Here is a 24,876-nt window from a genome sequence, read left to right on the forward strand (position 1 = left end):
GGCAGCATGGCGAGCTTCAAGCTTTACGGCAATTGCGAGTCCGGCCACAGCTACAAGGTCAAGCTGGCCATGGAAGTGGCCGGCGTGCCGCATGAGTACGAGGAAATCGATCTGCGCCTGGAGCGCGCCGCGCGCCCCGAGCCTTTCCGCAGCCTGGCCAAATATGGCGAGGTGCCGCTGCTGGTGCATGGGGACCGCGCCTATGTGCAGTCCAACGCCATCCTGCTGCACCTGGCGGAACATCTGAAAGCCTACGGCGGTGAAACGCAGCAGCGCCTGGAGCGCGTGCGCGAGTGGCTGTTCTGGGAAGCGAACCGCATCGGTTTCTCCATGGCGCACCTGCGCTACGGCCAGAAGTTCGATCCCGAGGCTTACGCAGGCACCGTGCTGCCCTGGTTCCGCAACCGTTTCAACGCGGACATCGAGCGCCTGGACAATGAACTGGCCGACGGCCGCGCCTTCCTGCTCGATGACAGCGTCAGCATGGCGGACTTTTCCATCTGCGGTTATTTGTACTGGCCCGAACAGGCCAATGTGAACTACCCGCCGCGCGTACAGGCCTGGCTGGACCGCATCGCGGCCCTGCCCGGCTGGCGCCATCCTTATCAGATGGAAGGCGCGCAGCCCTGGTAAGCATGGCGGGTTACGGCGTTCCGCCTAACCCGTCCTACCAGTCCAGCCCCGCAACGTAGGGCGGGCTAGGTGCGCAGCACCGTAACCCGCCGCCTTAGCAGGCCTCCAGCGCGCAGCTGAAATCTTCCAGCAAATCGGCCGTATCCTCGATGCCGACGGACACGCGTATCAGCGACTCCGCGATGCCCATCGACGCGCGGCGTTCCGCACCCATCTCGTAGAAAATGGTGTGCGCCACCGGAATGATCAGCGTGCGCGTATCGCCCAGGTTGGAGGCCGGAATCGCCAGCCTCAGTCGGTTCAGGAAATCGAAGCAGTCGATGCCGTCCTTCAGCTCAAAGCTCAGCAGCGAACCGTGCGCGCGGAACAGTGCCGAGGCAATGGCGTACTGCGGGTGCGACTGAAGACCCGGGTAGTACACCGCCGCCACGCGCTCGTCCGCTTCCAGCAACTCGGCCAGCGCCTTGGCGTTGGCGCAGGTGCGCTCCATGCGCAGCGCCAGCGTCTCCGCGCCCACGGCGATGTGGTGCGCCGCTTCCGGTCCCAGCGAGGCGCCGAAGTCGCGCAAGCCCTTGGCGCGGATCTGCGTGATGCCCCACTGCGCCGGCGCCGCCTTCTTGTAGTTCTCGAAAATATTCGGGAACTGCGTCCAGTCGTAGGCGCCGGTGTCGGTCAGGCTGCCGCCCAGCGCGTTGCCGTGGCCGCCGATCGACTTGGTCAGCGCATTGATCACCAGGCCCGCGCCCACCGTCTTCGGCTGGAACAGGTAGGGCGTGGTCATGGTGTTGTCCACGATGTAGAGGATGCCGCGCTCCTTGCACAGCTCGCCGATGCGCTTCAGGTCCGCCACCTGCGTGCGCGGATTGGCGATGGTCTCGACGAAGACGATGCGGGTGTTCGGCTGAATGGCCGCAGCCACATAGTCCACGTCGGTCGCATCCACGAAATCAACCGCCACGCCCTGCCCCGCCACCGTCTGCCACAGCGAGTTGGTGTTACCGAACAGGAAGGACGACGAGACCACATGGTCGCCTGCGCGCAGCAGCGCCTGGAACACGGCGCCGATGGCGCCCATGCCGGTGGCGAAGCACAAGGTGGCCACGCCCTGCTCCATCTTGTTCACTTTGTCTTCCAGCGCGGACACGGTGGGATTGCCCTGGCGGCCGTAGCGGAAGCCCGGCTCCTTGCCCTGGAATACCGAGGCCAGCTGGCGCGCGTCGCCGTAGCCGAAGGCCACCGAGGTGTGCACCGGCTTGTGCAGCGAACCGTGCTCGATGCCCTTCTGGCGGTCGTTGTGCAGGATGGTGGTGGTGAAACCGTAATTTTTCTTTTCTGTCATGATCTCAAGTCAAAAAAAAGCCCGGCGCGCTTGGCGGCCGGGCTGGGACATCACCCTTCGGTGGTGGCCGCGTTCAAATTCAGCTGCGTCCGGCCCGCATCCTCCGCGGCCGCCGGCTTTTTCGGATGGTGGCGGTTGTATTCCAGCTTGTCCAGGTAGTCGGGCGACACGTCGCCGGTCACGTAGATGCCGTCGAAGCACGACGCCTCGAACTTGGTCAGCTTGGGATTGACGTCGGTGATGGACTGCTTCAGCGCGTCGATGTCCTGGTACACCAGGTAGTCGGCCGTGATTTCCTTGCACACTTCTTCCGTCGTGCGGCCATAGGCGATCAGCTCGTCGCGCGTCGGCATGTCGATACCGTACACGTTAGGGTAGATCACCGGCGGCGCGGCGGAAGCGAAGATCACCTTCTTGGCGCCGGAGTCGCGCGCCATCTGCACGATCTCGCGCGAGGTGGTGCCGCGCACGATGGAGTCGTCCACCAGCAGCACGTTCTTGCCCTTGAATTCGTGCGGAATCGCGTTCAGCTTCTGGCGCACGGACTTCTTGCGCGCGGCCTGGCCCGGCATGATGAAGGTGCGGCCGATGTAGCGGTTCTTGATAAAGCCTTCGCGGTATTCCACGCCCAGGCGCAGCGCCAGCTGGATGGCGGCCGGACGCGACGAGTCGGGAATCGGCATGACCACGTCGATTTCGCCGTCCGGGATTTCGCGCTTGATCTTGTCGGCCAGGTACTCGCCCATTTTCAAACGGGTGGCGTACACCGAGGCGCCGTCGATGACGGAATCCGGACGGGCCAGGTAGACGAATTCGAACACGCAGGGATTGAGCTGCGGGTTGTCGGCGCACTGGCGCGCGTGCAGCTTCTTGTCGGCGTCGATGAAGATGGCTTCGCCCGGTTCCACGTCGCGCACGAAGCGGAAGCCCATGCCTTCCAGCGCCACCGATTCGGAGGCGATCAGGTACTCGGTGCCTTCCGGCGTTTCGTTGATGCCCAGGCACAGCGGACGGATGCCGTTCGGGTCGCGGAAGGCCAGCAGGCCCACGCCGGCGATTTGCGCCACGGCGGCGTAGCCGCCCTTGACGCGGCGGTGCAGCACGGTGACGGCCTTGAAAATTGCGTCCGGGTCCAGGTTCAGGCCGGTGGTGGCGGTCTGGATTTCATGCGCCAGCACGTTCAGCAGCACTTCCGAGTCGGAGTCCGTGTTGATGTGGCGGCGGTCGTTCTTGAACATTTCCTCTTTCAACTGTTCCCAGTTGGTGAGGTTACCGTTGTGCGCCAGCGTGATGCCGAACGGCGCGTTGACGTAGAACGGCTGCGCTTCCTCTTCGCTGGACGAGCCGGCGGTAGGATAGCGGCAGTGGCCGATGCCGGTGGTGCCTTGCAGCGAACGCATATTGCGCGTGCGGAAGACGTCGCGCACCAGGCCGTTGGCCTTGTGCATGGAAAACATGCTGCTGTGATTGGTCGCGATGCCCGCTGCGTCCTGGCCGCGATGCTGCAGCAGCAGCAAGGCGTCATACAGCATTTGATTGACGGGTTGATGGGATACGACGCCGACGATGCCACACATGGTAGTGCTCCTGGACTGGTACTACGGATTTAAAGAATTCTAAAATTGCACATGCTGCGCAAAGGCAGCGGGCAGGAATGGTTTCACGGTGCGCGCACCGGTCTCCGCGAGCGGACTCAATAGCGCGTTCTTCCAGAAATCCTGCTGCGGTATCGTGGTCATCCCGCACAATATGACTGCGGCCAGCACGATTACAAGGCCCCGCCCCAGGCCGAACAGGCCGCCCAGGCCCCGGTCCGCCAGGCTCAGGCCGCCCGCCTTGATCAGCGCATCGACCGCCATGCCCAGCAGTCCCATCAAGATGCGCACGCCGATGAACAGTACGATAAAGGCCAGGATCAGGCGCACCACCTCGCCCGGCACCATCGCCGGCAGCATCTGCGCCAGCTGCGCGCCGTAGGCGTTGGCCACCACGAAAGCCACGATCCAGCTGGCCAATGAAATCATTTCCTTGACCAGGCCGCGCATGGTGCTGATGACAACGGAGGCGATCAGCACGAATATCACCAGGTAATCGAATAGCGTCACGTCAGCGCAGCCCTGCGGTCATGTCGGTCAGGAAGTGGCCAGGCTGCTGCTCAGGCCGATCTTGCTCAGCTTGGCGCGCACTTTTTCGGCTTCTTCCTTGTTCGGGAACGGCCCCACGCGGATGCGGGTCAGGGCGCCGCTGGCCGTGGTCACCTTCTGCGTAAAGGATTTGATGCCCGCTTCCTTGAGCTTGCTCTGCAACTCGTCCACTTTTTCCTGCGTGGCCACGGCGGCCACCTGCACCAGGTACTTGGTGTCCGAGGGCTTGTCTTCCAGGATGGCCATGGCGCGCGCGGCGTCCTCGGACTTCGGCTTGGCTTCGGTCTCCGGCTTGGCGTGCTTGCTCTCGGCCAGCTTGGCCTCGGCGGCGCGCTTGGCGTCCAGCTTGGCCTTGGCTTCCGCCCTGGCGTCCGCTTCCGCCTTGGCGTCGGCCTCCGCCTTGGCGTGCCGGATTTCCTCGGCCTTGGCCTTGGCTTTGGCTTCCGCCTTGGCCTTCGCGTCGGCCTCCAGCTTGGCCTCGGCGGCGCGGCTGCTTTCCTTCAGGCTTTCCTTGACGCTGTCCTTGGCCGGCTTGGCCGCGTCGGCATGCGGTTTCGCTTCGGCGGCTTGCGGCGCAGCGGCCAGGACGGGGGCGATGGCGGGAGCAAGCACCGGCGCAGCAATCGGCGCGGCGGGCGTCGCCACGGCAGCCGGCTTGGCGGCGGGCGCGTGGGCGGCCGGTGCATCCTTGACAATTTCCTCGCTCTTGTCGAGCGCATCGGCCGCGTCCACGCGCGACGCGGGAACGGCGGCGGCTGGCGCGGCGTCGGCCGGCTTGTCCTTGGATGGAATCTGGATGGCGATATCGGACGCCAGCGGCTTGGGCTCGGAGTCCAGCAGCATGGGCAGGCCCACCGCGACGGCCAGCGCCAGCGCGATCGCGCCTACCAGGCGGCGGCGCGCGCGTTTCTTTTCAGGCAAGACCGGATCCGGAGCGGCGTCGCGCGCGCGGGTGCGGCGCGCGCCGCCGTCGCGGTCGGCTGCGCTGGCACGCTTGGATTTGGCCAGTTCCAGCGCGGAGCTGTCGGCTGCGCTGGTGTAATAGCCGCTATCCTGGCTAGCGGCTTCCTGCTTGTTTTTGCTGAGTTTCGAGAACAAGCCCATGCGTGGTTTTCAGTCGGTGATGTCAGTGAAGTGCGGATTTTCGCGCTGCCATGACGCCGGCAACGGTCAGGAACGATCCGAAGACCACAATTCTATCATTCTCGCTGGCACGGCTCATCGCATTTGCAAAAGCTTGTGCCGGATCGTCGAATATGTTCACGGTGCGCTCGGGCCGGTCTTCCTGGATCAGCTGCACCTTGGCGGCCAGTTCCGAGCCCGAAGCCGAACGCGGCGACGGCAGCGTGGCCAGGCACCAGTGGTCCACATGCTCGGACATGGCCTTGATCACGCCGTCGATATCCTTGTCGTGCATCGAACCGAACACGGCGAAGGTGTACGGGTGGTAGCCCATATTGCCCAGGTTCTGGTTCAGCGCGGAAGCGGCGTGCGGATTGTGCGCCACGTCCAGGATGACGGTCGGGCGGCCCGGCAGCACCTGGAAGCGGCCCGGCAGCTCCACCGTCACCAGGCCGGTGCGCACTTCCTGCGCGCCCACCGGCAGCTCGAGCTTGAGCGCCTCCAGCGCGGCCAGGACGGCCGACGCGTTCAGCAGCTGGTTGGCGCCGCGCAGGCTGGGGTAAGCCAGCGAGTTGCGGCGCTGGCTGCGGCCGCCGTAGTTCCACTGCTGCTTGTCGCCCGAGTAATTGAAATCGCGGCCCATCAGCCACAGGTCCGCGCCTATGCCCTCGGCGTAATCGATCAGCGACTTCGGCGGCACCGGGTCGCTGCAGATCGCTGGCTTGCCGGAGCGGAAAATGCCGGCCTTCTCATAGCCGATCTGCTCGCGGTTATCGCCCAGGTAGTCGGTATGGTCGATATCCACGCTGGTGACGATGGACACGTCCGCATCGATCACGTTCACCGCGTCAAGGCGGCCGCCCAGGCCCACTTCCAGTATCGCCACGTCCAGCCCCGAGTTGGCCATCAGATGCATGATGGCCAGCGTGGTGAACTCGAAATACGTCAGCATGGTGTCGCCGCGCGCGGCCTCCACCACATTGAAGCTGGCCACCAGGGCCTCGTCGCTGGCCAGATCGCCGTTGACCCGGGCACGCTCGTTGAAATCCAGGAAGTGCGGCTTGATGTACAAGCCCACCTTGTAGCCCGCGCGCAGCAGGATGGACTCCAGCATGGCGCAGGTCGACCCCTTGCCGTTGGTGCCGGCCACCATGATGACCGGACAGCTGAAGGCCAGCGCCATGCGCTCCTTGACCGCGCGCACGCGGTCCAGGCCCATATTGATTTCAGTGACAGCGTGGCGCGATTCGATCAGCGCCAGCCAGGCGGGCAAAGTAGTCGGGAGAGTAGACATCGGGGAGGTATTCCAGGCGGGAGGTGGGGCCGGGTCCGCTGGACCCTGCCCCGGGTGTTTCTTAGGCCAGCACTTCGACGGCCTGGCTTTGCAACAGCGCCAGCAGGCGGGCGATTTCTTCGCGCATCTTGCGGCGGTCGACGATCATGTCGACGGCGCCTTTTTGCACCAGGAACTCGGCGCGCTGGAAGCCTTCCGGCAGCTTTTCGCGCACCGTGTTCTCGATCACGCGCGGGCCGGCGAAGCCGATCAGCGCCTTCGGTTCAGCGATCACCACGTCGCCCATGAAGGCGAAGGAGGCGGACACGCCGCCCATGGTCGGATCGGTCAGCACCGAGATGAACGGCAGCTTCTTCTCGGACAGCTTGGTCAGCATGGAAGTGGTCTTGGCCATCTGCATCAGCGACAGCAGGCCTTCCTGCATGCGCGCGCCGCCGGTGGCGGTGATGCAAATGAACGGCACTTTCTGCTCCAGCGCCACCTGGGCGCCGCGCGCAAAGCGCTCGCCCACCACGGAGCCCATGGAGCCGCCCATGAATTCGAACTCGAAACACGCCACCACAACCGGCAGGCTCATGATGGCACCGCCCATGACGATCAGCGCATCGGTCTCGCCGGTGGCTTCCATGGCCTGCTTCAGGCGGTCCGGGTATTTCTTGCTATCCTTGAACTTCAGCGTGTCGACCGGCAGGGCTTCCTGGCCGATTTCATAACGGCCGCCGGCGTCCAGCAGGCCGTCCAGGCGCTCGCGCGCGCGGATGCGCATGTGGTGGTCGCACTTGGGGCAAACGTGCAGGTTCGATTCCAGATCGGTACGGTACAGCACTGCCTCGCACGATGGGCATTTGACCCACAGGCCTTCAGGCATGGTCTTGCGTGCGGCAGCTTCGGAACGCTGGATGCGCGGTGGCAGCAATTTTTCCAACCAGCTCATAAATTTCTCCTAATGCACAATTCAGTGGCGGCAGTGTAGCTGTTTTAGCCGCCACTGTCGAACTTTACACCAGGACAACTTTCCGCACGATCGTGAGATTTTCAGGCGTCCAGCGCGCTGCGGATGCCCGAAACAAAGGCCTGCACGGCGGCCGGCGCAGCGCCTTTTGGCGCGTTCTCGATCTCCTGGATAATGCGGCTGCCGATCACCACCGCGTCCGCCACTTCGGCCACGGCCCGGGCGGTGGCGCCGTCGCGGATGCCGAAGCCCACGCCGATCGGCAGCTGCACGTGCTTGCGGATAGCCTTCAGGCGTTCGGCCACTTCCACGGTGTCGATATTGCCGGCGCCGGTCACGCCTTTCAGCGACACGTAGTAGCTGAAGCCGCCGCCCACCTTGGCCACCTGGGCAATGCGCTCCTCGGTCGAGGTGGGCGCCAGCAGGAAGATCAGGTCCAGGCCCGCCGCGCGCATCTGCGCGGCGAATTCCTCGCACTCTTCGGGCGGATAGTCCACCACGATGGCGCCGTCCGCGCCCGCCTCCAGCGAGTTGGCGATAAAGGCTTGCTGGCCGATGCGCTCGATGGGATTGGCGTAGCCCATCAGCACCACCGGCGTGGTCTGGTTGGTTTTGCGGAACTCGCGCACATACTCGAAGCAGTCGCGGATGCCGACGCCGAACACCAGCGCGCGCTCGCAGGCGCGCTGGATGACAGGGCCTTCGGCCATGGGGTCGGAAAACGGCACGCCGAGTTCCAGGATGTCGGCGCCGCCCGCCACCATGGCGTGCATCAGCGGAACGGTTTCATCGGGGCCGGGGTCGCCTGCGGTGATAAAGGTGACCAGGGCGGTTTTTTTCTGTTCTTTCAGGGCGGCGAAAGTTGGTGCAATACGGGACATATTCATTTCCTTATCAGTAGTGGGCGTGGATGGGACGAAACCGGGATTACCCGAATTTCAAGCCCATGCGCTCCGCTACTGTATGCATGTCCTTGTCACCACGGCCCGACAGGTTGGCCAGCACGATCTTGTCCTTCGGCAGCGTGGCCGCCAGCTTGGCCGCGTAGGCCAGCGCGTGCGACGATTCCAGCGCGGGAATGATGCCCTCGATGTGGCAGCAATCGTGGAAGGCCTGCAGCGCTTCCTCGTCCGTGATGGACACGTACTGCGCGCGTCCGCTGTCCTTCAGGTAGGCATGTTCCGGCCCCACGCCCGGATAGTCCAGGCCGGCCGAGACCGAGTGCGTTTCGATGATCTGGCCGTTGTCATCCTGCAGCAGATAAGTGCGGTTGCCGTGCAATACCCCCGGATAGCCCTTGGTCAGCGAGGCCGCGTGCTTGCCGCTGTCCAGGCCCTCGCCCGCCGCCTCCACGCCCACCAGCTGCACCTGCTTCTGGTCGATATACGGATAGAAAATGCCCATGGCGTTGGAGCCGCCGCCTATGCAGGCCACCACGTAGTCCGGCTGGCGGCCGGTCATTTCCGGCATCTGCACCAGGCACTCCTCGCCGATCACCGACTGGAAATCGCGCACCAGCATCGGATACGGGTGCGGGCCGGCTACGGTGCCGATGATGTAGAAGGTGTTTTCAATATTGGTGACCCAGTCGCGCATGGCTTCGTTGAGCGCGTCCTTCAGGGTCTTGGAGCCTGACTCCACCGGCACCACGGTGGCGCCCAGCAGCTTCATGCGGTACACATTCTGCGCCTGGCGCTTGACGTCCTCGCTGCCCATGTAGACCACGCACTCCAGCCCGAAACGGGCGCAGATGGTGGCCGTGGCCACGCCGTGCTGGCCGGCGCCGGTCTCGGCGATGATGCGCTTCTTGCCCATGCGGCGCGCCAGCAAAGCCTGGCCGATCACGTTGTTGATCTTGTGCGCGCCGGTGTGGTTCAGGTCTTCGCGCTTGAAGTAGATCTGCGCGCCGCCGGCCTGCCCGGACCAGCGCTTGGCGTGGTAGATGGGCGACGGACGGCCGACGAAGTGCTTCAGCTCGTAGCGGAACTCGTCCAGGAAGATGGGGTCTTTGCTGTAGTGCTCGTAGGCGGCGTTCAGCTCGGCCAGCGCAAAGGTCAGGGTTTCGGCGGCGAAGGCGCCGCCGTAGGGGCCGAAATGGCCCTTGGCGTCCGGCAGATGGTAGTCGGAGGCGTGGAACAGCGCGTTAGCTACTTGGTCTTTCATGGTGCGGATCTCTCTCAATGGTGGCATCGGCCGCACGGACCGCGCGCACGAAGGCGGCGATCTTGTGGGCGTCTTTTATGCCCTTGGACGCTTCGACACCACTGCTGATGTCAACCGCGTAGGGGCGTAGCTGAGCCACCGCGCCAGTCGCGTTGAGTACGCTCAAGCCACCACTCAAAACGGCCCGATGCGCGAGATCTTTTGGAACGAGTGACCAATCGAAAACCTTTCCTGCGCCGCCGTAGGCATCCACCCAGGTATCGAGCAAGAGGCCCGAAAACAGCCTGCTGGATGCACGGCATTGTGTTTCGTATTCTAGCAAATCGTCCGGCGACGTGTCGGGTTTGACGCGAAATACCCGCAAATAGGGGCGGTTTGCCAGTTCGGCGGCGGCCGCGCACTGTTCGGCGGTCTCGTCGCCGTGGAATTGCAGCAGGCCCACCGGGGCGATGCGCACGGTCTCGGCCACCTGCTCCGGCGTGGCGTTGACGAACAGGCCGGTGGCGGTGACGAAGGGCGGCAGGCCCGCCATCAGCTCGGCGGCGCGCTGCGGCGTGACGTAGCGCGGGCTTTTGTCGTAGAACACGAAACCGGCGGCGTCCGCGCCGGCGGCCACCACGGCGGCCAGGTCTTCTTCGCGGGTCAGGCCGCAGATCTTGATGCGGGTGCGGTGCATGCGCTTATCCTTTTAAAACCATGGCAGCGGGCGCGCGCTCTCTTGCGGCAGGCCCCACTTGTCGTCGTATTCGATGTCGGCCAGGTAGAGGCCGTCCGGCATGAAGGTGGGCGCGGCCTTGGAACGGTCCTTCATGGCCAGCAGCCGGCCCAGCCATTCCGGCTCCTCGCGCCCGGCGCCGATGTAGACCAGCGAGCCCACCAGGTTGCGCACCATGTGGTGCAGGAAGGCGCTGGCGCGCAAGGTAAACACGATCAGGTCGCCATGGCGTTCGATGCGGATCTCGTGCATCTGCTTGACCGGGGTCTTGGCCTGGCAGTGCGCGGCGCGGAAGGTGGTGAAGTCGTGCTCGCCGATCAGCGCGGGCACGGCGGCGCGCATGCGTTCCACGTCCAGCGGGCGGTGCGTGAAGCCGGCGCGGCCGGCCAGCAGCGGCGAGCGCACCTGGTGGTTGTGCAAGAGGTAATGGTAAGTGCGGGAACGGGCGCTGAAGCGGGCGTGGAAGTCCTGAGCGGTGTGCAGCGGCGGATTGCCTTCTGCCGCTGCGGGGTCGTAGGGCACCACCTCGTGCAGCTCCTTGGCCCAGCGCACGCCGATGGACTCCGGCAGGAAGGCGTTGATACCACGCACCCAGGCGTGCATTTCGCGGTTCAGTTCGGTGTCGAAATGGACCACCTGGCCCAGCGCGTGCACGCCGGCGTCGGTGCGGCCGGCGCAGGTGGTGGCCAGCGGCACGGTGGCGAAACGCTGCATCGCCTTCTCCAGCTGGTCCTGCACGGTGTTGCCGCAGGGTTGGGTCTGGTAGCCTTGCCAGGCTGTGCCGTCGTACTGGACTCCTAATGCGATGCGTTTCAATTGCTGCTCTGTCTGTAGTGTGCCTCGGCGCATTATACCCGCCGAGGCCAGGGGCGGCTGGCCCGGCGGCCTTAGCCGAGCAAGGCGCGCATGGAGCTGGCGCGGGACACCTGGTCGTCGCTGCCGCCGCGGATCACCTCGTCGAGCAGCTCGCGCGCGCCCTCCTTGTCGCCGATTTCCTGGTAGGCGATCGCCAGGTCCAGCTTGGTGTCCATTTCCATGTGCAGGGCCGACATTTCTTCGTCGCCCAGCGCAGGCGTCTTGGCGGCGGCGCTGCCCAGCAGGTCCAGGTCGATGCCGGACAGGTCGAACTCGGGCGCGGCCGGGGCTGCGGCCGGGACCGGGGCAGCCTCGGCCATGCCGGGGATGTCGAAGTCGTCCATCGACAGTTCGGCGCTGGCCGGCGCCGGTGCCGGCGCTGCCGGCTCGTCCGGCAGCTTGAAGTCCATCATGTCCAGCTCGGCCAGCGGATCGGGCTGCGCGGCGGGCGCGGCGGTGGGCTCGGCTGCCGAGGCTGGCAGGTCCAGGCCGAAGTCCATGCTGAAATCATTGGCCGACAGGGAGGCCGGGGCGGCTTCCTGCGCAGGAGCGGGTTCGGCCTTGGCCGGCGGATCCAGGTCGAAGGCGAAGTCGAACGGCTCGACGGCGGCATCGGCCGCCGGTGCGCTGGCCTCGGCCACGATGACGGGCTCGTCGTCCGCAGGCGCCGGCATTTCAATCGCCGGCGCGGGGGCTGCGGCCACCGGCTCGAAGCTCAGGCCGCCCAGGTCGAAGTCCAGGAAGTGGTCGGCGTCGGCTGCCGCAGCCACCGAGGCCGGGGTGGGCGCCGGCGGCGTGGTGGCGGCCGGCTCGTCGAAGGACGGCAGCGCGGTGGCGTCGCGGTCCAGGTCGAAGTCCATCAGATTGCTGTCGGCTTGGGGCGCAGCGGCGAAGTCGGCTGGAGCCGGGGAGGCGGCCGGCGCGGCGTCCAGGCTCAGATCGAGATCCAGGCCGCTGAAATCGGCGGCCGACGGCGCTTGCGTGGCTTCGGCGGCGGGCGGTTCGGCAAACATGCTGGCGAAGTCATCCATGGCGGCATTATCGGCTGCGGCATACCCTGCCGCAGCGCCTGCGCCGGCGGCTGCAGCGGCGCCGAATCCAGCTGCCGAGCCGGCATTCGCGTACAGCGGATTTTGCGGATCAATCGCCTGGCCCAGCAGCGCTGCCTGCGCCCAGTCCTCGCCCTCGCCCTTGGTCAGCGCGTACAGTTCGCTGGCCTGCATCTCGAAGGAGCGCACGTCCTTGCGGTTGGCGAAGATTTCCATCAGCTTCAGGCGCACCGCGTGGCGTTCCGGATGGGTGCGCAGCGCTTCCTTCAGGATCTCTTCGGCTTGCGCGTCGCGGCCGTAGGCGATGTAGACGTCCGCTTCTGCAACCGGATCGACCTCATTGGTATCGAGCTGGCTGGCCGATGGGGCGAAATTGGAGTTGAAGACGCTGTTGCTGGTGTCCACGCTCTGGCCGCCGGTCTCGGCGATCAGCGGCTGGGCTTGCGCGCCGGGATCGCCCAGCACGCTGATTTCCGGTTTGGGCAGGATAGAGGCGGTCTGTTCCTGCTTGCGGCGGCGCGCCAGCAGGAAACCGGCGCCGCCCAGCAAGGCCGCCAGCGCAATGCCGATGGCCTGGATGTTGTCCATGATGATGTCCATCACGCCGGGCTGGGCGACGGGCGCCACCACCGGCGGTTTGGCTTTCGGCTTGGGGGCGGGCGCCGGAGCCGAGGCGACCGAAGCCGCTGCGGAGGCCGCAGCCGATGCAGCCGGCGCGCTGGCCGCCTGCTGCTTCTCGGCCATGGTCTTGTTCTTCACCGCCATCAGCTTTTCCAGGTCGGCGACGTTCTTTTCCAGTTCCTTCACGCGGGCATTGGCCTCGCCCACCTGCTTTTCGCGGGCGATTTTGTCTTCCTCGCCGGCCACCGCAGTCTTGCCCGCCGCCGCCGCGCCGGCCGCTTTGGACAGCTTGAGCTGGTCTTTCGATTCCGTGACGGCGGTCGGGCGTTCCTCGACCTTGGCGGTGATCTTGCCGGCCGCGCTCTGGCTGCTTTCCGGCGCCTTGGCCGGCGTGCTGGACGACACCTGCCCGGCCAGCTTGCTGCGGTAGGCGTTGAAGTCGGCCGCATGGGCAATCACCACGCCGTGCGCTTCACCCTCGGCGGCGCCGCCCTTGATGGCGTCCGAATCGGGCACCGCCAGGATCTGACCCGATTTCAGGCGGTTCATATTGTTGCCCACGAAGGCTTCCGGGTTGGCGCGGTACAGCGCCACCAGCATCATGTCCAGCGATACGTCGGCCGGTTTCAGGCGCGAGGCGATGCGGCCCAGCGTGTCGCCCGGTTTGACGTGGTATTCCTTGGCGTCGTCGCCGGCGGCTGCGCGCGGGGCCGGTGCAGGAGCGGCGCGGGGCGCGGCGGGCGCCTGCGGCTGGGCCTGGGCCTGCGCGCGCGCTGCCGCGGCCAGGGCGGCCGGCGACGGCGTGGATGCGGCCGGGGCTGCAGCAGGGGCGGCGGCGCGCGACGGCACGTCCACCGGCGCGGCGACCTGCGCCGACTGGGTGCTGCGCAGTTCGGCCGGATCGAGCAGGAAGGTGTATTCGCGCACCAGGCGGCCGCCGGTCCAGCTCAGCTCCAGCAGCATGTCCACGAAGGGCTCGTTCACCGGCTGCGTGGAGCTGACACGGATGAACTGGCGGCCATTGCGCTGGTCCACGTCGAAGCGCAGCGACAGCAGGGCCGGATTGAAATCGATATTGGCCAGGCGGAAGGCATCCGCCGGGGCCAGCTTGGCCGACAGGCCGGACGCTTCGTCGGCGCTGACGGCGGTCAGCTCGATTTCCGCGCGCAGCGGCTGGCCCAGCGACGACAGCACCGTGAGCTTGCCCAAGCCGGCTGCGTTGGCTGCCGGGGACAGCAGCACCGCACAGGCGACAGCACTGGCGAGTGTTTTCAACGCGAACGTAACGGTCTTGGGGGGGCGATTTACATGCATAGTGTCGATGGCGTGTGTGATTGAGCGGAAAAGTTGCTTTCCGAGATATACCAACATATCACCATGCAAAGGAGCATGCAAGCTTTGCCGCGCCTTCTGTCACCTCTGTGCTGAATTCAAAGTTTGATGCTTAAAAAAAAGGCCGATTTCCCTATGAAATCGGCCTTTTGAAGGCTGGGGTCAGACCCATTCGGTCTGCCCCCTGATTTTGCCTTTGCTCTTATTTGTCGAGCACGATGCGCAGCATGCGGCGCAGCGGTTCGGCCGCGCCCCACAGCAGCTGGTCGCCCACGGTGAACGCGGACAGGTATTCGCCGCCCATGCTCATCTTGCGCACGCGGCCCACCGGGATGGTCAGGCTGCCGGTGACGGCGGCCGGCGACAGGTCGCGCACCGACGCTTCGCGCGTGTTCGGCACGAACTTCACCCACTGGTTGTCGCTGGCGATGATGTCGTTCACTTCGTCCAGCGGCACGTCCTTCTTCAGCTTGATGGTCAGCGCCTGCGAGTGGCAGCGCATGGCGCCGATGCGCACGCACAGGCCGTCCACCGGAATCGCCGCCGTGCCGAAGTCCAGGCCGCGGCCCAGGATCTTGTTGGTCTCGGCGCCGCCCTTCCACTCTTCTTTCGACTGGCCGTTGCCCAGGTCCTTGTCGATCCACGGGATCAGGTTGCCGGCCAGCGGGGCGCCGAACTGCTTGATCTCGTCCGGCGAGTAGCCGTGCTGGGTGGCCAGCACCTGGCGGTCGATTTCCAGGATGGCCGAGGCCGGATTGTCCAGCAGCGGACGCACGGCGGCGTTGATGGTGCCGAACTGGGTCAGCAGTTCGCGCATGTGCTGCGCGCCGCCGCCCGAGGCCGCCTGGTAGGTCATGGAGGTCATCCATTCCACCAGGTCGTGCTTGAACAGGCCGCCCAGGCCCATCAGCATGCAGGACACGGTGCAGTTGCCGCCGACGAAGTTCTTCACGCCCTTGGCCATGGCGTCCTTGATGACGTTCAGGTTGACCGGGTCCAGCACGATGACGGCGTCTTTTTCCATGCGCAGCGTGGAGGCCGCGTCGATCCAGTAGCCGTTCCAGCCTGCGGCGCGCAGTTTCGGGAACACTTCCGAGGTGTAGTCGCCGCCCTGGCAGGAGATGATGATCTCGCAGCGCTTCAGTTCGTCGATATTGGTGGCGTCCTTCAGCACGGTTTCATTCTTCGCCATGGCCGGCGCTTTGCCGCCGGTGTTCGAGGTGGTGAAGAACACCGGCTCGATGTGGGCGAAGTCGCCCTCTTCCTGCATGCGCTGCATCAGGACCGAACCGACCATGCCGCGCCAACCTACCAGACCTACGAGTTTCATTTTGCTATCCCTTGATTGTTTAAACCAGCAGCAGACCCCGGGGTCAGCCCCCTAGGGGTCTGACCCCAGCCCTTTGCTTATTGTGCCAGCGCTGCCACGACGGCATCGCCCATTTGTTCCGTGCCGACCTTCGTGGTGCCGGCTTCATAGATGTCCACGGTGCGCAAGCCTTGCGACAACACCTTCTTGACGGCGTTCTCGATGCGGTCCGCCTGCTCGGGGCGGTTCAGCGAGAAGCGCAGCATCATGGCTGCGGACAGGATGGTCGCCAGCGGATTGGCGATGCCCTTGCCTGCGATGTCCGGCGCGGAACCATGCGACGGCTCATACAGGCCCTTGTTGTTGGCGTCCAGCGAGGCCGACGGCAGCATGCCGATCGAACCGGTCAGCATGGCGGCCGCGTCCGACAGGATGTCGCCGAACATATTGCCGGTGACGATGACGTCGAACTTCTTCGGCGCGCGCACCAGCTGCATGGCGGCGTTGTCGACGTACATATGTTCCAGCGTCACGTCCGGGTATTCCTTGTGGACGTCGATGACGACGTCTTTCCAGAACTGGAAGGTCTCCAGCACATTGGCCTTGTCCACGCTGGTCAGGCGCTTGTCGCGCTTCTGCGCTGCCTGGAAGGCCACGTGGGCGATGCGGCGGATTTCGCCTTCGGCGTAGCGCATGGTGTCAAAGCCTTCGCGCTGGCCCTTGAAGGGGCCGTCCGGGCACTCGCGCACGCCGCGCGGCTGGCCGAAGTAGATGTCGCCGGTCAGTTCGCGGATGATGAGGATGTCCAGGCCGGACACCACTTCCGGCTTCAGCGTCGAAGCGCCGGCCAGTTCAGGGTACAGGATGGCCGGGCGCAGGTTGGCGAACAGGCCCAGGGTCTTGCGCAGGCCGAGGATGGCCTGCTCCGGGCGCAGTGCGCGTTCCAGGCCGTCGTACTGGTAGTCGCCGACGGCGCCGAACAGCACCGCGTCGGCCGCCTTGGCCAGCGCCAGCGTGCCTTCCGGCAGCGGGTGGCCGTGCGCGGCGTAGCCGGCGCCGCCCACGGGCGCGGTTTCCAGTTCGAATTTCTCGTCCAGCACATTCAGTACCTTGACTGCCTGCGCCACGATTTCCGGGCCGATGCCGTCGCCCGGGAGGATTGCAATTTTCATGGTGGGTTCTTAAATGACGTTGGCCAGCCAGGGCTGGGTCGCCAGATGACGCTCTTCGAAGGCGCGGATGCTGTCTGCGTGGCGCAGCGTCAGGCCGATATCGTCGAGTCCGTTCATCAGGCAGTATTTGCGGAAGGCGTCGATCTCGAAGGGGTAGGAGACGCTGCCGTTGCTGGTGGAGATACGCTGCTGTTCAAGATCCACCACCAGGCGATAACCGGGGAAGGCCTTGACTTCATTGAACAGATGATCGATCTGTTGCTCGCTCAATACGATGGGCAGCAAGCCGCTTTTGTAGCTATTGTTGAAAAAGATGTCGGCGAAGCTGGGCGCGATGATGGCGCGGAAGCCGTACTGGTCCAGCGCCCACGGCGCGTGCTCGCGCGAAGAGCCGCAGCCGAAGTTCTTGCGCGCCAGCAGGATGGAGGCGCCCTGGTAGCGCGGCTGGTTGAGCACGAAGTCCGGGTTCAGCGGACGCTTGCTGTTGTCCATGCCGGGTTCGCCGTGGTCCAGGTAGCGCCACTCGTCGAACAGGTTGGGGCCGAAGCCGGTGCGGTGGATGGACTTCAGGAATTGCTTCGGGATGATGGCGTCGGTGTCGACATTGGCGCGGTCAAGCGGGGCCACCAGTCCTTCGTAGATCGTAAATTTTTCCATGATGTTTTCTGCGATGTGCAGTCCGGCCCGGGGCCGGGTGCATTGCTGTTATTTCCCGCCGGCGCTCGTCACGACCTGGCCGGCCTTTTGTACGTCCCTGCCGATGCCGGAAATGGTGTTGCAGCCGGTCAGGACGAGGGTGGCAAGGATCAGGGTGGTCAGCGTTTTCATGGTGGGACTCTCGTATTTTAAAAAAAGGTTAAATCAGTGGCTCAGTGGACTTTGCGCACATCGACAAAATGGCCGGCGATACCGGCTGCCGCAGCCATCGCGGGCGACACCAGGTGGGTGCGTCCGCCCTGGCCCTGGCGGCCTTCGAAATTGCGGTTGGAGGTCGACGCGCAGCGCTCGCCCGGTTCCAGGCGGTCGGCGTTCATGGCCAGGCACATGGAGCAGCCAGGCTCGCGCCATTCGAAGCCGGCGTCGCGGAAGATGGTGTCCAGGCCTTCGCGCTCGGCTTGCTCTTTCACCAGGCCGGAACCCGGCACCACCAGCGCCAGCTTGACGTTGGAGGCGCGCTGCTTGCCGCGCACCACGGCGGCGGCGGCGCGCAAGTCCTCGATGCGGGAATTGGTGCAGGAGCCGATGAAGACCTTGTCGATGCGGATGTCCTCGATGGCCGTGTTGGGCTTGAGGTTCATGTACACCAGGGCTTTTTCCATGGCGTCGCGCTTGACGGCGTCTTTTTCCAGGTCCGGGTCCGGCACGCGGCCGTCGATGGAAACGACTTGCTCGGGCGAGGTGCCCCAGGTCACTTGCGGCTTGATCTGCGCGGCGTCCAGCGTGACCACCAGGTCGAATTTCGCGCCGGCGTCCGAATGCAGGGTGCGCCAGTATTCCACCGCGCGGTCCCAGTGCGGGCCGACGGGCGAGAACGGGCGGCCCTTGACGTAGTTGATGGTGGTGTCGTCCACGGCGACCATACCGGCGCGCGCGCCCGCTTCGATCGCCATATTGCAGACCGTCATGCGGCCTTCCATGGACAGGGCGCGGATGGTGGAGCCGCCGAACTCAATCGCGTAGCCGTTGCCGCCGGCGGTGCCGATCTTGCCGATAATGGCCAGCACGATGTCCTTGGAGGTCACGCCGGCCGGCAGCGCGCCGTCGACCTGCACCAGCATGGCCTTGGATTTCTTCTGCAGCAGGGTCTGGGTGGCCAGCACATGCTCCACTTCCGAGGTGCCGATGCCGTGCGCCAGCGCGCCGAAAGCGCCGTGGGTGGAGGTGTGCGAGTCGCCGCAGACCACCGTCATGCCCGGCAGGGTGGCGCCCTGCTCCGGCCCGATCACGTGTACGATGCCCTGGCGCTTGTCGTTCATGTTGAAATAGGTCATGCCGACCGATTTCGTGTTGGCGTCCAGCGTTTCCACCTGCAGGCGCGAGGTGGGGTCGGCGATGCCGTGCGAACGGTCGGTGGTCGGCACGTTGTGGTCGGCCACCGCCAGGTTGGCGGAAATGCGCCACGGCTGGCGGTTGGCGGCGCGCAGGCCGTCGAATGCCTGCGGGCTGGTGACTTCGTGCACCAGGTGGCGGTCGATATACAGGATGGACGTACCGTCTTCTTCGGTGCGCACCACATGGGATTCCCAGAGTTTGTCGTAAAGCGTCTTCATGATTGCTGCTACTGCCCGTGTGAGAATTTCACTTTGATTATGCCATATTTGTGCAATGCAAAACCAAGCCCGTCTGTCCGCCTCGTGAGCCGATGCGGCTTCAGGTTCCGATCCACCTTGTATGACGCCCTTTGAAAAAAAAGCCTGCGGATCTCGCAGGCTTTTGTGTTTTCTTGCTGCCGGCGGGTTTTAAGCCGCCATGCGCACACTACCCCTGCATCCGTCCATCAGGAACGATAGGCCCACCACTAGCACTAGCGCGCCCTCGGCGGAACGCGCGGTGCCGGTAATGCCTTCGACGGAAATCGCAGTCATCGGTTTGATCACCAGGTCGGCCGTGCCATCGACCGCTTCCACGGCCAGGATGTAGGGCTGCGGCGCGTTGACCACGATGCCCACGCGTTCCGACGCGGGCGCGTAGCCCAGCGCGCCGGCCAGCGTGCGTACCGGCAGCGGACGGCCCTGGTCCTTCAGCACCGGCGCGCCGCCCACTTCCATGAACTCTTCCGGCAGTTCGACCACGCGCTGCACCACGGCCATCGGCAGCGCCAGCAGCGCGCCCGAGGTCGAGACCAGCATGGTCGGCACGATGGACAGCTCGATCGGCAGGCGGATGGCGAACTTGGTGCCCTTGCCCAGCGCCGATTCGATGTGGATGGCGCCGCGGTTCTTCTCCACGGCTGTCTTCACCACGTCCATGCCCACGCCGCGGCCGGACACGCTGGAAGCGACTTCCTTGGTCGAAAAGCCCGGCAGGAACACCAGCTGGTACGATTCGTCGTCCGTCATGTTAGCAGATGGCGAGATCAAGCCCTTTTCCGCCGCTTTCTTGCGCAGCGCGATCGGGTCCATGCCCTTGCCGTCGTCCTGCAGAACGATCATGACGCTGTTGGCTTCCTGCCATGCCTTGAGCGAGATATAGGCCTTGGACGGCTTGCCGGCGGCCACGCGCACGTCCGGCGATTCCACGCCGTGGTCCAGCGCGTTGCGCAGCATGTGCACCAGCGGATCGTACAGGCTGTCCACCACCACGCGGTCGACTTCGGTCTCCGCGCCTTCGATGGTCAGCTCGACTTCCTTGCCCAGGTCTTTGGCCAGCTCGCGCACCAGGCGCGGGAATTTCTGGAACAAGCGGCCCACCGGCTGCATGCGGGTGGCCAGCGTGGCGCGCTGCAGCTCGGTCGAGTAGCGCGAGGCGCGTTCCAGCGTCTCGGTCAGCGCCGACATCAGGCTGGCGGCCTGGCCTTCGAATTTGAATTGCTGCAGACGCTCCAGCAGCACGGCGGCCTGGTTGGCGGCCTGCACCGATTCGCCGGCCACTTCCAGCAGCGCGTCGAGCTTGACGGCGTCGATACGGATGCTTTCTTCCTTGGCCGGCGCGGCGTGCACCTTGGCGTCGTCGCGCTCCGGACGGGCGCGGGCCGCAGCCGGGGCGGCGGGCGCGACGTCGGCGGCGGCGATGGCGGCAGCCACGCCTTCGGACACGGCCGGCGCAGCAGCGGCCGGCGCGGCGGCGCTGCGCGTGTACGTGCCTTCCGGTACCACGGAGATATACATGCCTTCCCAGTCCAGGCCGTCAGCCGAGGCCGCAGCAGGCGCGGCGGCGGCAACGGCAACCGGCGCGGCCGCTACGGCGGCAACCGGGGCGGCAGCGGCGGGCGCTGGGGCGGGCGCGGCCTTGGCCGGTGCGTTGCCCTTGCCTTCGATCGCGTCCTTCAGGATGGCTTCCAGCTCGCCCGGCATGGCCGGCAGGTCTTCCGGCGCGCCGCCGTTGTTCAGTTCGGTCAGCTGGTCGGCCACGAAGCCGGACGCCATCAGCGCCGCCTCGATGGCGATCGGCGTGACCGGCGCGGCGCCGGTGCGCAGCGCGTCGAACAGGTTTTCCGTCAGGTGGCAGGCCGACACCAGGGCGCCCAGGCTCATGAAGCCGGCGCCGCCCTTGATGGTGTGGAAGGCGCGGAACACCGCGTTCAGCGTTTCCTTGTTTTCCGGGTCGCGTTCGAGGCGCAACAGGTTTTCTTCAACATTTACAGCCAGGTCCATCGCCTCGACGACGAACTCCTTGAGCATATCGTCCATTAGAATCCCAGATCGGCAAGCAGGTCATCGACACTGTCCTGGTTCAGCGCCACCGTCGGTGCGGATGGGCCGGACATCAGCGACACCTCTTTCTGCGCAATCTTCTCGCGCACCTCGGTCGGCGCGTTGTCTTTCAACAGCTGCGCCAATTCCGATTCCACCGTCTTGGTGATGCCGACCACTTTCTTGATCAGCTGGCCGGTGATGTCCTGGAAGTCCTGGGCCATCATGATTTCCAGCAGGCGGGCTTTTTCCGCCTCGGTCGCGGCCGACACCGCTTGCGCGAAGGCGCGCGAGTCGCCGGCCAGTGTCTTGAATTCGTCCAGGCTGAGCTTGCCCGCGAACAGGGCGGCCCAGCGGTCTTCCATGGCCTTGGACTGCTTGGACAGCACGTCCTGGGCCGGCATGCCGTCGTCCAGGGTGTTGAGCACCTTGTTGGCTGCCTGTTCGGTCAGCGTGGCCACGTATTCCAGGCGGTCCTGGGCGTCGCCGATCTGGGCCGACGCTTCCGTCAGCGCCTTGTCGTAGCCCAGTTCGCGCAGCGAATCGTGCAGCAGGCGCACGATGCCGCCCAGGCGTTCAAACATCGGATTGCCGTCGCCATGGTGCTCGCCGGCGGCAGCGTCGGCGGCCGGAGCGGCCGGGGCTGCTGCCGGAGCTGCGGGAGCGGCAGCGGCCGGACGGGAGGCGGAGACTTCGTCGAACAGGCTTTCCAGATCATCCTCGGCGGATGGGGCAGGCGCAGCGGGTGCAGGTGCGGGTGCCGGTTCTGTAGCGCGTTGCGCGGACACTTCATCAAATAGTGCGTCGAAATCATCAGCGGCGTTGGTCATATCCCTGCTTCTCCTAATTTGTCAAAATGCTATGCTGCTCGCCCCGGCGCTTCGCGTGATGACGCCCGGCAATATTCATACCGCTTACGCGAGTGTAGCAGGGCGCTGGCCGGTTGTTCAATCACCGGCGCTGGAAAGGCGCTTGCCCCACCCTGTGGCATGGCGTAAACGGAGTTTTCTGTTGTATTTGGAGATACTAACATCGCCAGGGGCACCTCGGGGTGCCTCAGAGGAACAAATACCGCGATGCGGCAAAAAAATCGTCCAGGACATGGCTGGTATTGGACACGGCGTTTCCGGTGTTTCTTGATAAATATCAAGTCTTTCCATCCTAATAATGGACGAAATCGCGGCTACAATAAAGTATGGCCCCCGATAGCGTAGCGGATTTTCATAGACAAGGAGCTGCATATGTACCGCAAAATCCTGATCACCACCGATGGCTCGGCCGTCTCCAAGATGACCGCCTGCGCCGGCGTATCGTTCGCCCAGCAAATGGGGGCCGAAGTGCTGGCCCTGTTCGTGGCGCCGGAATACCAATACCCCATCTACGTTGAAATCATTCCGCCCAGCTATCCCAGCGAGGAGGAATACCGCGCCGCCATGCAGCGCGCCGGCGCCGAGCATGTGCAGCCCATCCTGGACTCGTGCCGCAAGAAGGGCCTGGAATGCCAGGGCCTGACCGCGTTCGCCGAAAGCACGGCGCTGAAGATCGTCGATGTGGCGGCGCAGCAGGGCTGCGACCTGATCTTCATGGGCTCGCACGGCCGCAGCGGCTGGGGCCAGCTGCTGCTGGGCAGCGTCACCAACAAGGTGCTGTCCCACTCCAGGCTGCCGGTGCTGGTGCACCGCCTGCTGAAAGAACCCCTGCCGGACTGAGCGTTGCCCGCCGCCCCTCCCCTGTAACACTACTTAGCAATCCATGATCAAAATAGTCATTGCCGACGACCACACCATTATGCGCGAGGGCCTCAAGCGCATCCTCGACGGCGCGCCCGACATCGATATCGTCGGCGAAGCCATCGACGGTTTCGAAGTACTGAACCACATCCGCCAGGGCGGCTTCGACCTGCTGCTGCTGGACCTGTCCATGCCGGGGCGCAGCGGCATCGAGCTGATACGCCAGATCCGCAGCGAGGCGCCCAAGCTGGCCATCCTGATACTCACCATGCACGAGGAGGAGCAGTACGCGGTGCGCGCCATCCGCGCCGGCGCGCAAGGCTATCTGACCAAGGAAAGCGCCGGCACCCAGCTGCTGGGCGCGATCCGGCGCGTGGCCGCCGGCCGGCCCTATATCAGCACCGAAGTGGCCGAGCAGCTGGCGCTCAACATCATGCTGCCCAACGAGAGTCTGCTGCACAAACAGCTGTCGGACCGCGAGTTCGAGGTGTTTTCGCTACTGGTGGCCGGCAAATCCATCACCGAAATCGCCAATGGCTTGCATCTTAGTGTAAAGACGGTCAGCACCCACAAGACCCGCATCATGCAGAAGATGGGCATGGCCTCGCTCTCCGAGATGGTGCAGTACGCCGTGGCGCACCGCCTGCTGTCCCCCTTCAAGACGTAGGACTACTCCTACAAACGGGCGCTTACTCCTACGCCCACAATCAGCCTCGGCTGATATCTATGGCAAGACCATGTTGGCATACTGAAATCACACGATGGAAGTTGCCAGAAGGTCATAACTGCTACAAGGAGAAAAGCATGCAGTCTACGCACATCAACGAATTCCGCCCCGGCGCGCCGGCGGCGCCACTGTCCGGCCTGGAGGCCGGGCGCCAGCGCCAGGGCCGGCTGTGGTCGAACCTGACGGAAGTCTGCGAACTGCTGCATATCCCTCCCGTCAACATCGCCCACTCGGAGGAACTGCTGTTCCAGCACGTGCAGTTCAAGACCGGCCAGCGCATCCACACCATAGGCCAGCCCTTCGACATGCTGTACATCGTCAACTCCGGCTTCCTGAAAACCGTGCTCATCGACGAGTTCGGCAACGAGCAGGTGCTCAGCTTCCCGATGAAGGGCGACATGATGGGCGTGGACGGCATCCACACCCGCCACTACTCGTCGGAAGCGGTGGCGCTGTCCGACTGCGACCTGATCCTGCTGCCCTTCCGCAAGCTGGCCGCGCTGGGCCGCGTGCATATCGAGCTGGAAAACATGATGTACGGCGTGATGAGCCGCGAACTCGTGCGCGAGCAAGCCATGATAGGCATGCTGGGCGCGCTCAGCGCGGAGGCGCGCGTGGCGCGCTTCCTGGTCGCGCTGTCGGACCGCTTTGCGCAAATGGGCTATTCCAGCAAGCTGTTCAACCTGCGCATGACGCGCCACGAAATCGGCAGCTACCTGGGCCTGACGCTGGAAACGGTCAGCCGCACGCTATCCGCCTTCAACGAAGTGGGCCTGATCAGCGTGGACCAGCGCACCATAGGCATCAAGGATCCGGAAGCGCTGAAAAACCTGCGCCGCCTGCCGCCGTCGCGCGCGCGTGGACGCCAGCCCGCCGCCCGCGCCAAGGCGGCCGCCGCCGCATCAGCGTCGCCCCACGGCGCCCAGCCGCTGTACGCCGCCGCAGTCTAGTTTTTCTTCAGGTTAACCCCAGTTTGGCCCGCTCAGCGCGGGCCTTTTTTTATGGCCGCGCTCCACGCAAATTGTTCTTGCAAATAAAGCAGGCTTGAACAATAATGCAAATGCGAATCGTTCTCATTTAATGGAGTGTCACATGCATGCAGAGAAATCCCCCCTGGCGCCCGCCGGCGCCGCCCTCCCCGCCGCTGCGCGAAGCGCCGCTCCAGCCGCTTCTTCCGTCCGCCGCCTGACCAGCGCCGGCCTGATGCAGGACCAGCGGGAAGTGGAAATTGAACACGGCAACAAAGTCTACCGCCTGCGCATCACCCAGCTCGGCAAGCTGATCCTGACCGCCTGAACACCGAACTTCCGAAGCTTCCCACCCCAGCCAGCCATCCGCATGCGGTAGCCAGCCTTCCTGACCTTGCG

At 65.0% G+C, this 24,876-nt stretch carries 23 protein-coding genes; 5 read left to right on the top strand and 18 right to left on the bottom strand.

From position 1 onward, the window contains the following. The first annotated feature begins 6 nt into the window (after positions 1 to 6). Positions 7 to 633 carry a glutathione S-transferase family protein gene (locus KT882_RS24195; RefSeq protein WP_228893504.1) on the top strand — a complete coding sequence of 209 codons (627 nt, stop codon included), beginning with the start codon at positions 7 to 9 and terminating at the stop codon, positions 631 to 633. 94 nt (positions 634 to 727) lie between these two features. Here the strand turns inward: KT882_RS24195 and KT882_RS24200 are convergent, their stop codons facing one another. The 18 genes from KT882_RS24200 to KT882_RS24285 all read right to left on the bottom strand — a co-directional run bounded on the left by KT882_RS24200 (position 728) and on the right by KT882_RS24285 (position 21,882). Continuing rightward, on the bottom strand, positions 728 to 1,972 hold the full coding sequence (locus tag KT882_RS24200; protein WP_161072659.1) for a cystathionine gamma-synthase family protein: 1,245 nt from the start codon (positions 1,970 to 1,972) through the stop codon (positions 728 to 730). 50 nt (positions 1,973 to 2,022) lie between these two features. Next, entirely contained in the window at positions 2,023 to 3,549 is a 1,527-nt protein-coding gene (purF, locus tag KT882_RS24205; RefSeq protein ID WP_228893505.1) for an amidophosphoribosyltransferase, read from the bottom strand. Between the two features lie 39 nt (positions 3,550 to 3,588). Further along, a complete protein-coding gene (locus KT882_RS24210; protein WP_228893506.1) occupies positions 3,589 to 4,077 on the bottom strand; it encodes a CvpA family protein in 489 nt (162 codons plus the stop codon). Between the two features lie 27 nt (positions 4,078 to 4,104). Further along, the gene (locus KT882_RS24215; protein WP_161072662.1) at positions 4,105 to 5,220 is read right to left on the bottom strand and encodes an SPOR domain-containing protein; all 1,116 of its coding nucleotides are present in this window, start codon (positions 5,218 to 5,220) and stop codon (positions 4,105 to 4,107) included. A 22-nt stretch (positions 5,221 to 5,242) separates the two neighbouring features. Next, complete coding sequence (folC, locus tag KT882_RS24220; RefSeq protein ID WP_161072663.1) at positions 5,243 to 6,532, bottom strand: bifunctional tetrahydrofolate synthase/dihydrofolate synthase; 1,290 nt, start codon at positions 6,530 to 6,532, stop codon at positions 5,243 to 5,245. 61 nt (positions 6,533 to 6,593) lie between these two features. Beyond that, positions 6,594 to 7,466 carry an acetyl-CoA carboxylase, carboxyltransferase subunit beta gene (gene accD, locus KT882_RS24225; protein ID WP_161072664.1) on the bottom strand — a complete coding sequence of 291 codons (873 nt, stop codon included), beginning with the start codon at positions 7,464 to 7,466 and terminating at the stop codon, positions 6,594 to 6,596. 101 nt (positions 7,467 to 7,567) lie between these two features. Then, positions 7,568 to 8,365: a tryptophan synthase subunit alpha gene (trpA, locus tag KT882_RS24230; RefSeq protein ID WP_161072665.1), complete on the bottom strand. Its 798-nt coding sequence runs from the start codon at positions 8,363 to 8,365 to the stop codon at positions 7,568 to 7,570. A 46-nt stretch (positions 8,366 to 8,411) separates the two neighbouring features. After that, on the bottom strand, positions 8,412 to 9,647 hold the full coding sequence (gene trpB, locus KT882_RS24235) for a tryptophan synthase subunit beta (RefSeq protein ID WP_187358713.1): 1,236 nt from the start codon (positions 9,645 to 9,647) through the stop codon (positions 8,412 to 8,414). Then, positions 9,628 to 10,323 (bottom strand): phosphoribosylanthranilate isomerase, encoded by a 696-nt coding sequence (locus tag KT882_RS24240; RefSeq protein ID WP_161072667.1) that lies wholly within the window; start codon positions 10,321 to 10,323, stop codon positions 9,628 to 9,630. The genes trpB and KT882_RS24240 overlap by 20 nt, the downstream gene beginning before the upstream one ends. 12 nt (positions 10,324 to 10,335) lie before the next feature. Further along, positions 10,336 to 11,178: a tRNA pseudouridine synthase A gene (locus KT882_RS24245; RefSeq protein ID WP_161072668.1), complete on the bottom strand. Its 843-nt coding sequence runs from the start codon at positions 11,176 to 11,178 to the stop codon at positions 10,336 to 10,338. A gap of 71 nt (positions 11,179 to 11,249) precedes the next feature. Beyond that, entirely contained in the window at positions 11,250 to 14,162 is a 2,913-nt protein-coding gene (locus tag KT882_RS24250; RefSeq protein ID WP_228893507.1) for a FimV/HubP family polar landmark protein, read from the bottom strand. Positions 14,163 to 14,421: 259 nt separating this feature from the next. Continuing rightward, positions 14,422 to 15,549 (bottom strand): aspartate-semialdehyde dehydrogenase, encoded by a 1,128-nt coding sequence (asd, locus tag KT882_RS24255; protein WP_161072670.1) that lies wholly within the window; start codon positions 15,547 to 15,549, stop codon positions 14,422 to 14,424. A gap of 77 nt (positions 15,550 to 15,626) precedes the next feature. Then, on the bottom strand, positions 15,627 to 16,700 hold the full coding sequence (leuB, locus tag KT882_RS24260) for a 3-isopropylmalate dehydrogenase (protein ID WP_161072671.1): 1,074 nt from the start codon (positions 16,698 to 16,700) through the stop codon (positions 15,627 to 15,629). A gap of 9 nt (positions 16,701 to 16,709) precedes the next feature. Beyond that, entirely contained in the window at positions 16,710 to 17,357 is a 648-nt protein-coding gene (gene leuD, locus KT882_RS24265) for a 3-isopropylmalate dehydratase small subunit (protein WP_161072672.1), read from the bottom strand. A gap of 48 nt (positions 17,358 to 17,405) precedes the next feature. Further along, entirely contained in the window at positions 17,406 to 17,528 is a 123-nt protein-coding gene (locus KT882_RS24270; RefSeq protein WP_132138349.1) for an entericidin A/B family lipoprotein, read from the bottom strand. 41 nt (positions 17,529 to 17,569) lie between these two features. Further along, on the bottom strand, positions 17,570 to 18,973 hold the full coding sequence (leuC, locus tag KT882_RS24275) for a 3-isopropylmalate dehydratase large subunit (RefSeq protein WP_161072744.1): 1,404 nt from the start codon (positions 18,971 to 18,973) through the stop codon (positions 17,570 to 17,572). A 186-nt stretch (positions 18,974 to 19,159) separates the two neighbouring features. Next, positions 19,160 to 21,049, bottom strand: a complete 1,890-nt coding sequence (locus KT882_RS24280; protein WP_228893508.1) for a chemotaxis protein CheA — start codon at positions 21,047 to 21,049, stop codon at positions 19,160 to 19,162. Next, positions 21,049 to 21,882: a protein phosphatase CheZ gene (locus tag KT882_RS24285; RefSeq protein ID WP_161072674.1), complete on the bottom strand. Its 834-nt coding sequence runs from the start codon at positions 21,880 to 21,882 to the stop codon at positions 21,049 to 21,051. The genes KT882_RS24280 and KT882_RS24285 overlap by 1 nt, the downstream gene beginning before the upstream one ends. A gap of 411 nt (positions 21,883 to 22,293) precedes the next feature. On the opposite strand from KT882_RS24285, the gene KT882_RS24290 reads away from it, so the two are divergent. The 4 genes from KT882_RS24290 (at position 22,294) to hemP (ending at position 24,805) form a co-directional block, all read left to right on the top strand. Then, a complete protein-coding gene (locus KT882_RS24290; protein WP_161072675.1) occupies positions 22,294 to 22,761 on the top strand; it encodes a universal stress protein in 468 nt (155 codons plus the stop codon). 43 nt (positions 22,762 to 22,804) lie between these two features. Further along, a complete protein-coding gene (locus tag KT882_RS24295) occupies positions 22,805 to 23,449 on the top strand; it encodes a response regulator (protein ID WP_228893509.1) in 645 nt (214 codons plus the stop codon). A 137-nt stretch (positions 23,450 to 23,586) separates the two neighbouring features. Further along, positions 23,587 to 24,459, top strand: coding sequence for a Crp/Fnr family transcriptional regulator (locus tag KT882_RS24300; protein WP_228893510.1), 873 nt, complete (start codon positions 23,587 to 23,589; stop codon positions 24,457 to 24,459). A gap of 142 nt (positions 24,460 to 24,601) precedes the next feature. Next, on the top strand, positions 24,602 to 24,805 hold the full coding sequence (gene hemP, locus KT882_RS24305; protein ID WP_228893511.1) for a hemin uptake protein HemP: 204 nt from the start codon (positions 24,602 to 24,604) through the stop codon (positions 24,803 to 24,805). The last annotated feature ends 71 nt before the right edge of the window (positions 24,806 to 24,876 follow it).

The organism is Pseudoduganella aquatica, assembly GCF_020865585.1.
In the GTDB taxonomy this organism is placed as follows: domain Bacteria; phylum Pseudomonadota; class Gammaproteobacteria; order Burkholderiales; family Burkholderiaceae_D; genus Rugamonas; species Rugamonas aquatica_A.

Bases quoted from the DNA above. Each gene is read 5' to 3' on its own strand.
- KT882_RS24195 (WP_228893504.1), top strand. From the start codon at position 7: ATGGCGAGCTTCAAGCTTTACGGCAATTGCGAGTCCGGCCACAGCTAC.
- KT882_RS24300 (WP_228893510.1), top strand. From the start codon at position 23,587: ATGCAGTCTACGCACATCAACGAATTCCGCCCCGGCGCGCCGGCGGCG.
- hemP (WP_228893511.1), top strand. From the start codon at position 24,602: ATGCATGCAGAGAAATCCCCCCTGGCGCCCGCCGGCGCCGCCCTCCCC.
- leuD (WP_161072672.1), bottom strand. From the start codon at position 17,357: ATGGAAAAATTTACGATCTACGAAGGACTGGTGGCCCCGCTTGACCGC.
- trpB (WP_187358713.1), bottom strand. From the start codon at position 9,647: ATGAAAGACCAAGTAGCTAACGCGCTGTTCCACGCCTCCGACTACCAT.
- folC (WP_161072663.1), bottom strand. From the start codon at position 6,532: ATGTCTACTCTCCCGACTACTTTGCCCGCCTGGCTGGCGCTGATCGAA.
- KT882_RS24290 (WP_161072675.1), top strand. From the start codon at position 22,294: ATGTACCGCAAAATCCTGATCACCACCGATGGCTCGGCCGTCTCCAAG.
- KT882_RS24295 (WP_228893509.1), top strand. From the start codon at position 22,805: ATGATCAAAATAGTCATTGCCGACGACCACACCATTATGCGCGAGGGC.
- purF (WP_228893505.1), bottom strand. From the start codon at position 3,549: ATGTGTGGCATCGTCGGCGTCGTATCCCATCAACCCGTCAATCAAATG.
- KT882_RS24280 (WP_228893508.1), bottom strand. From the start codon at position 21,049: ATGGACGATATGCTCAAGGAGTTCGTCGTCGAGGCGATGGACCTGGCT.
- asd (WP_161072670.1), bottom strand. From the start codon at position 15,549: ATGAAACTCGTAGGTCTGGTAGGTTGGCGCGGCATGGTCGGTTCGGTC.
- trpA (WP_161072665.1), bottom strand. From the start codon at position 8,365: ATGTCCCGTATTGCACCAACTTTCGCCGCCCTGAAAGAACAGAAAAAA.
- accD (WP_161072664.1), bottom strand. From the start codon at position 7,466: ATGAGCTGGTTGGAAAAATTGCTGCCACCGCGCATCCAGCGTTCCGAA.
- KT882_RS24285 (WP_161072674.1), bottom strand. From the start codon at position 21,882: ATGACCAACGCCGCTGATGATTTCGACGCACTATTTGATGAAGTGTCC.
- KT882_RS24200 (WP_161072659.1), bottom strand. From the start codon at position 1,972: ATGACAGAAAAGAAAAATTACGGTTTCACCACCACCATCCTGCACAAC.
- KT882_RS24215 (WP_161072662.1), bottom strand. From the start codon at position 5,220: ATGGGCTTGTTCTCGAAACTCAGCAAAAACAAGCAGGAAGCCGCTAGC.
- KT882_RS24270 (WP_132138349.1), bottom strand. From the start codon at position 17,528: ATGAAAACGCTGACCACCCTGATCCTTGCCACCCTCGTCCTGACCGGC.
- leuB (WP_161072671.1), bottom strand. From the start codon at position 16,700: ATGAAAATTGCAATCCTCCCGGGCGACGGCATCGGCCCGGAAATCGTG.
- KT882_RS24240 (WP_161072667.1), bottom strand. From the start codon at position 10,323: ATGCACCGCACCCGCATCAAGATCTGCGGCCTGACCCGCGAAGAAGAC.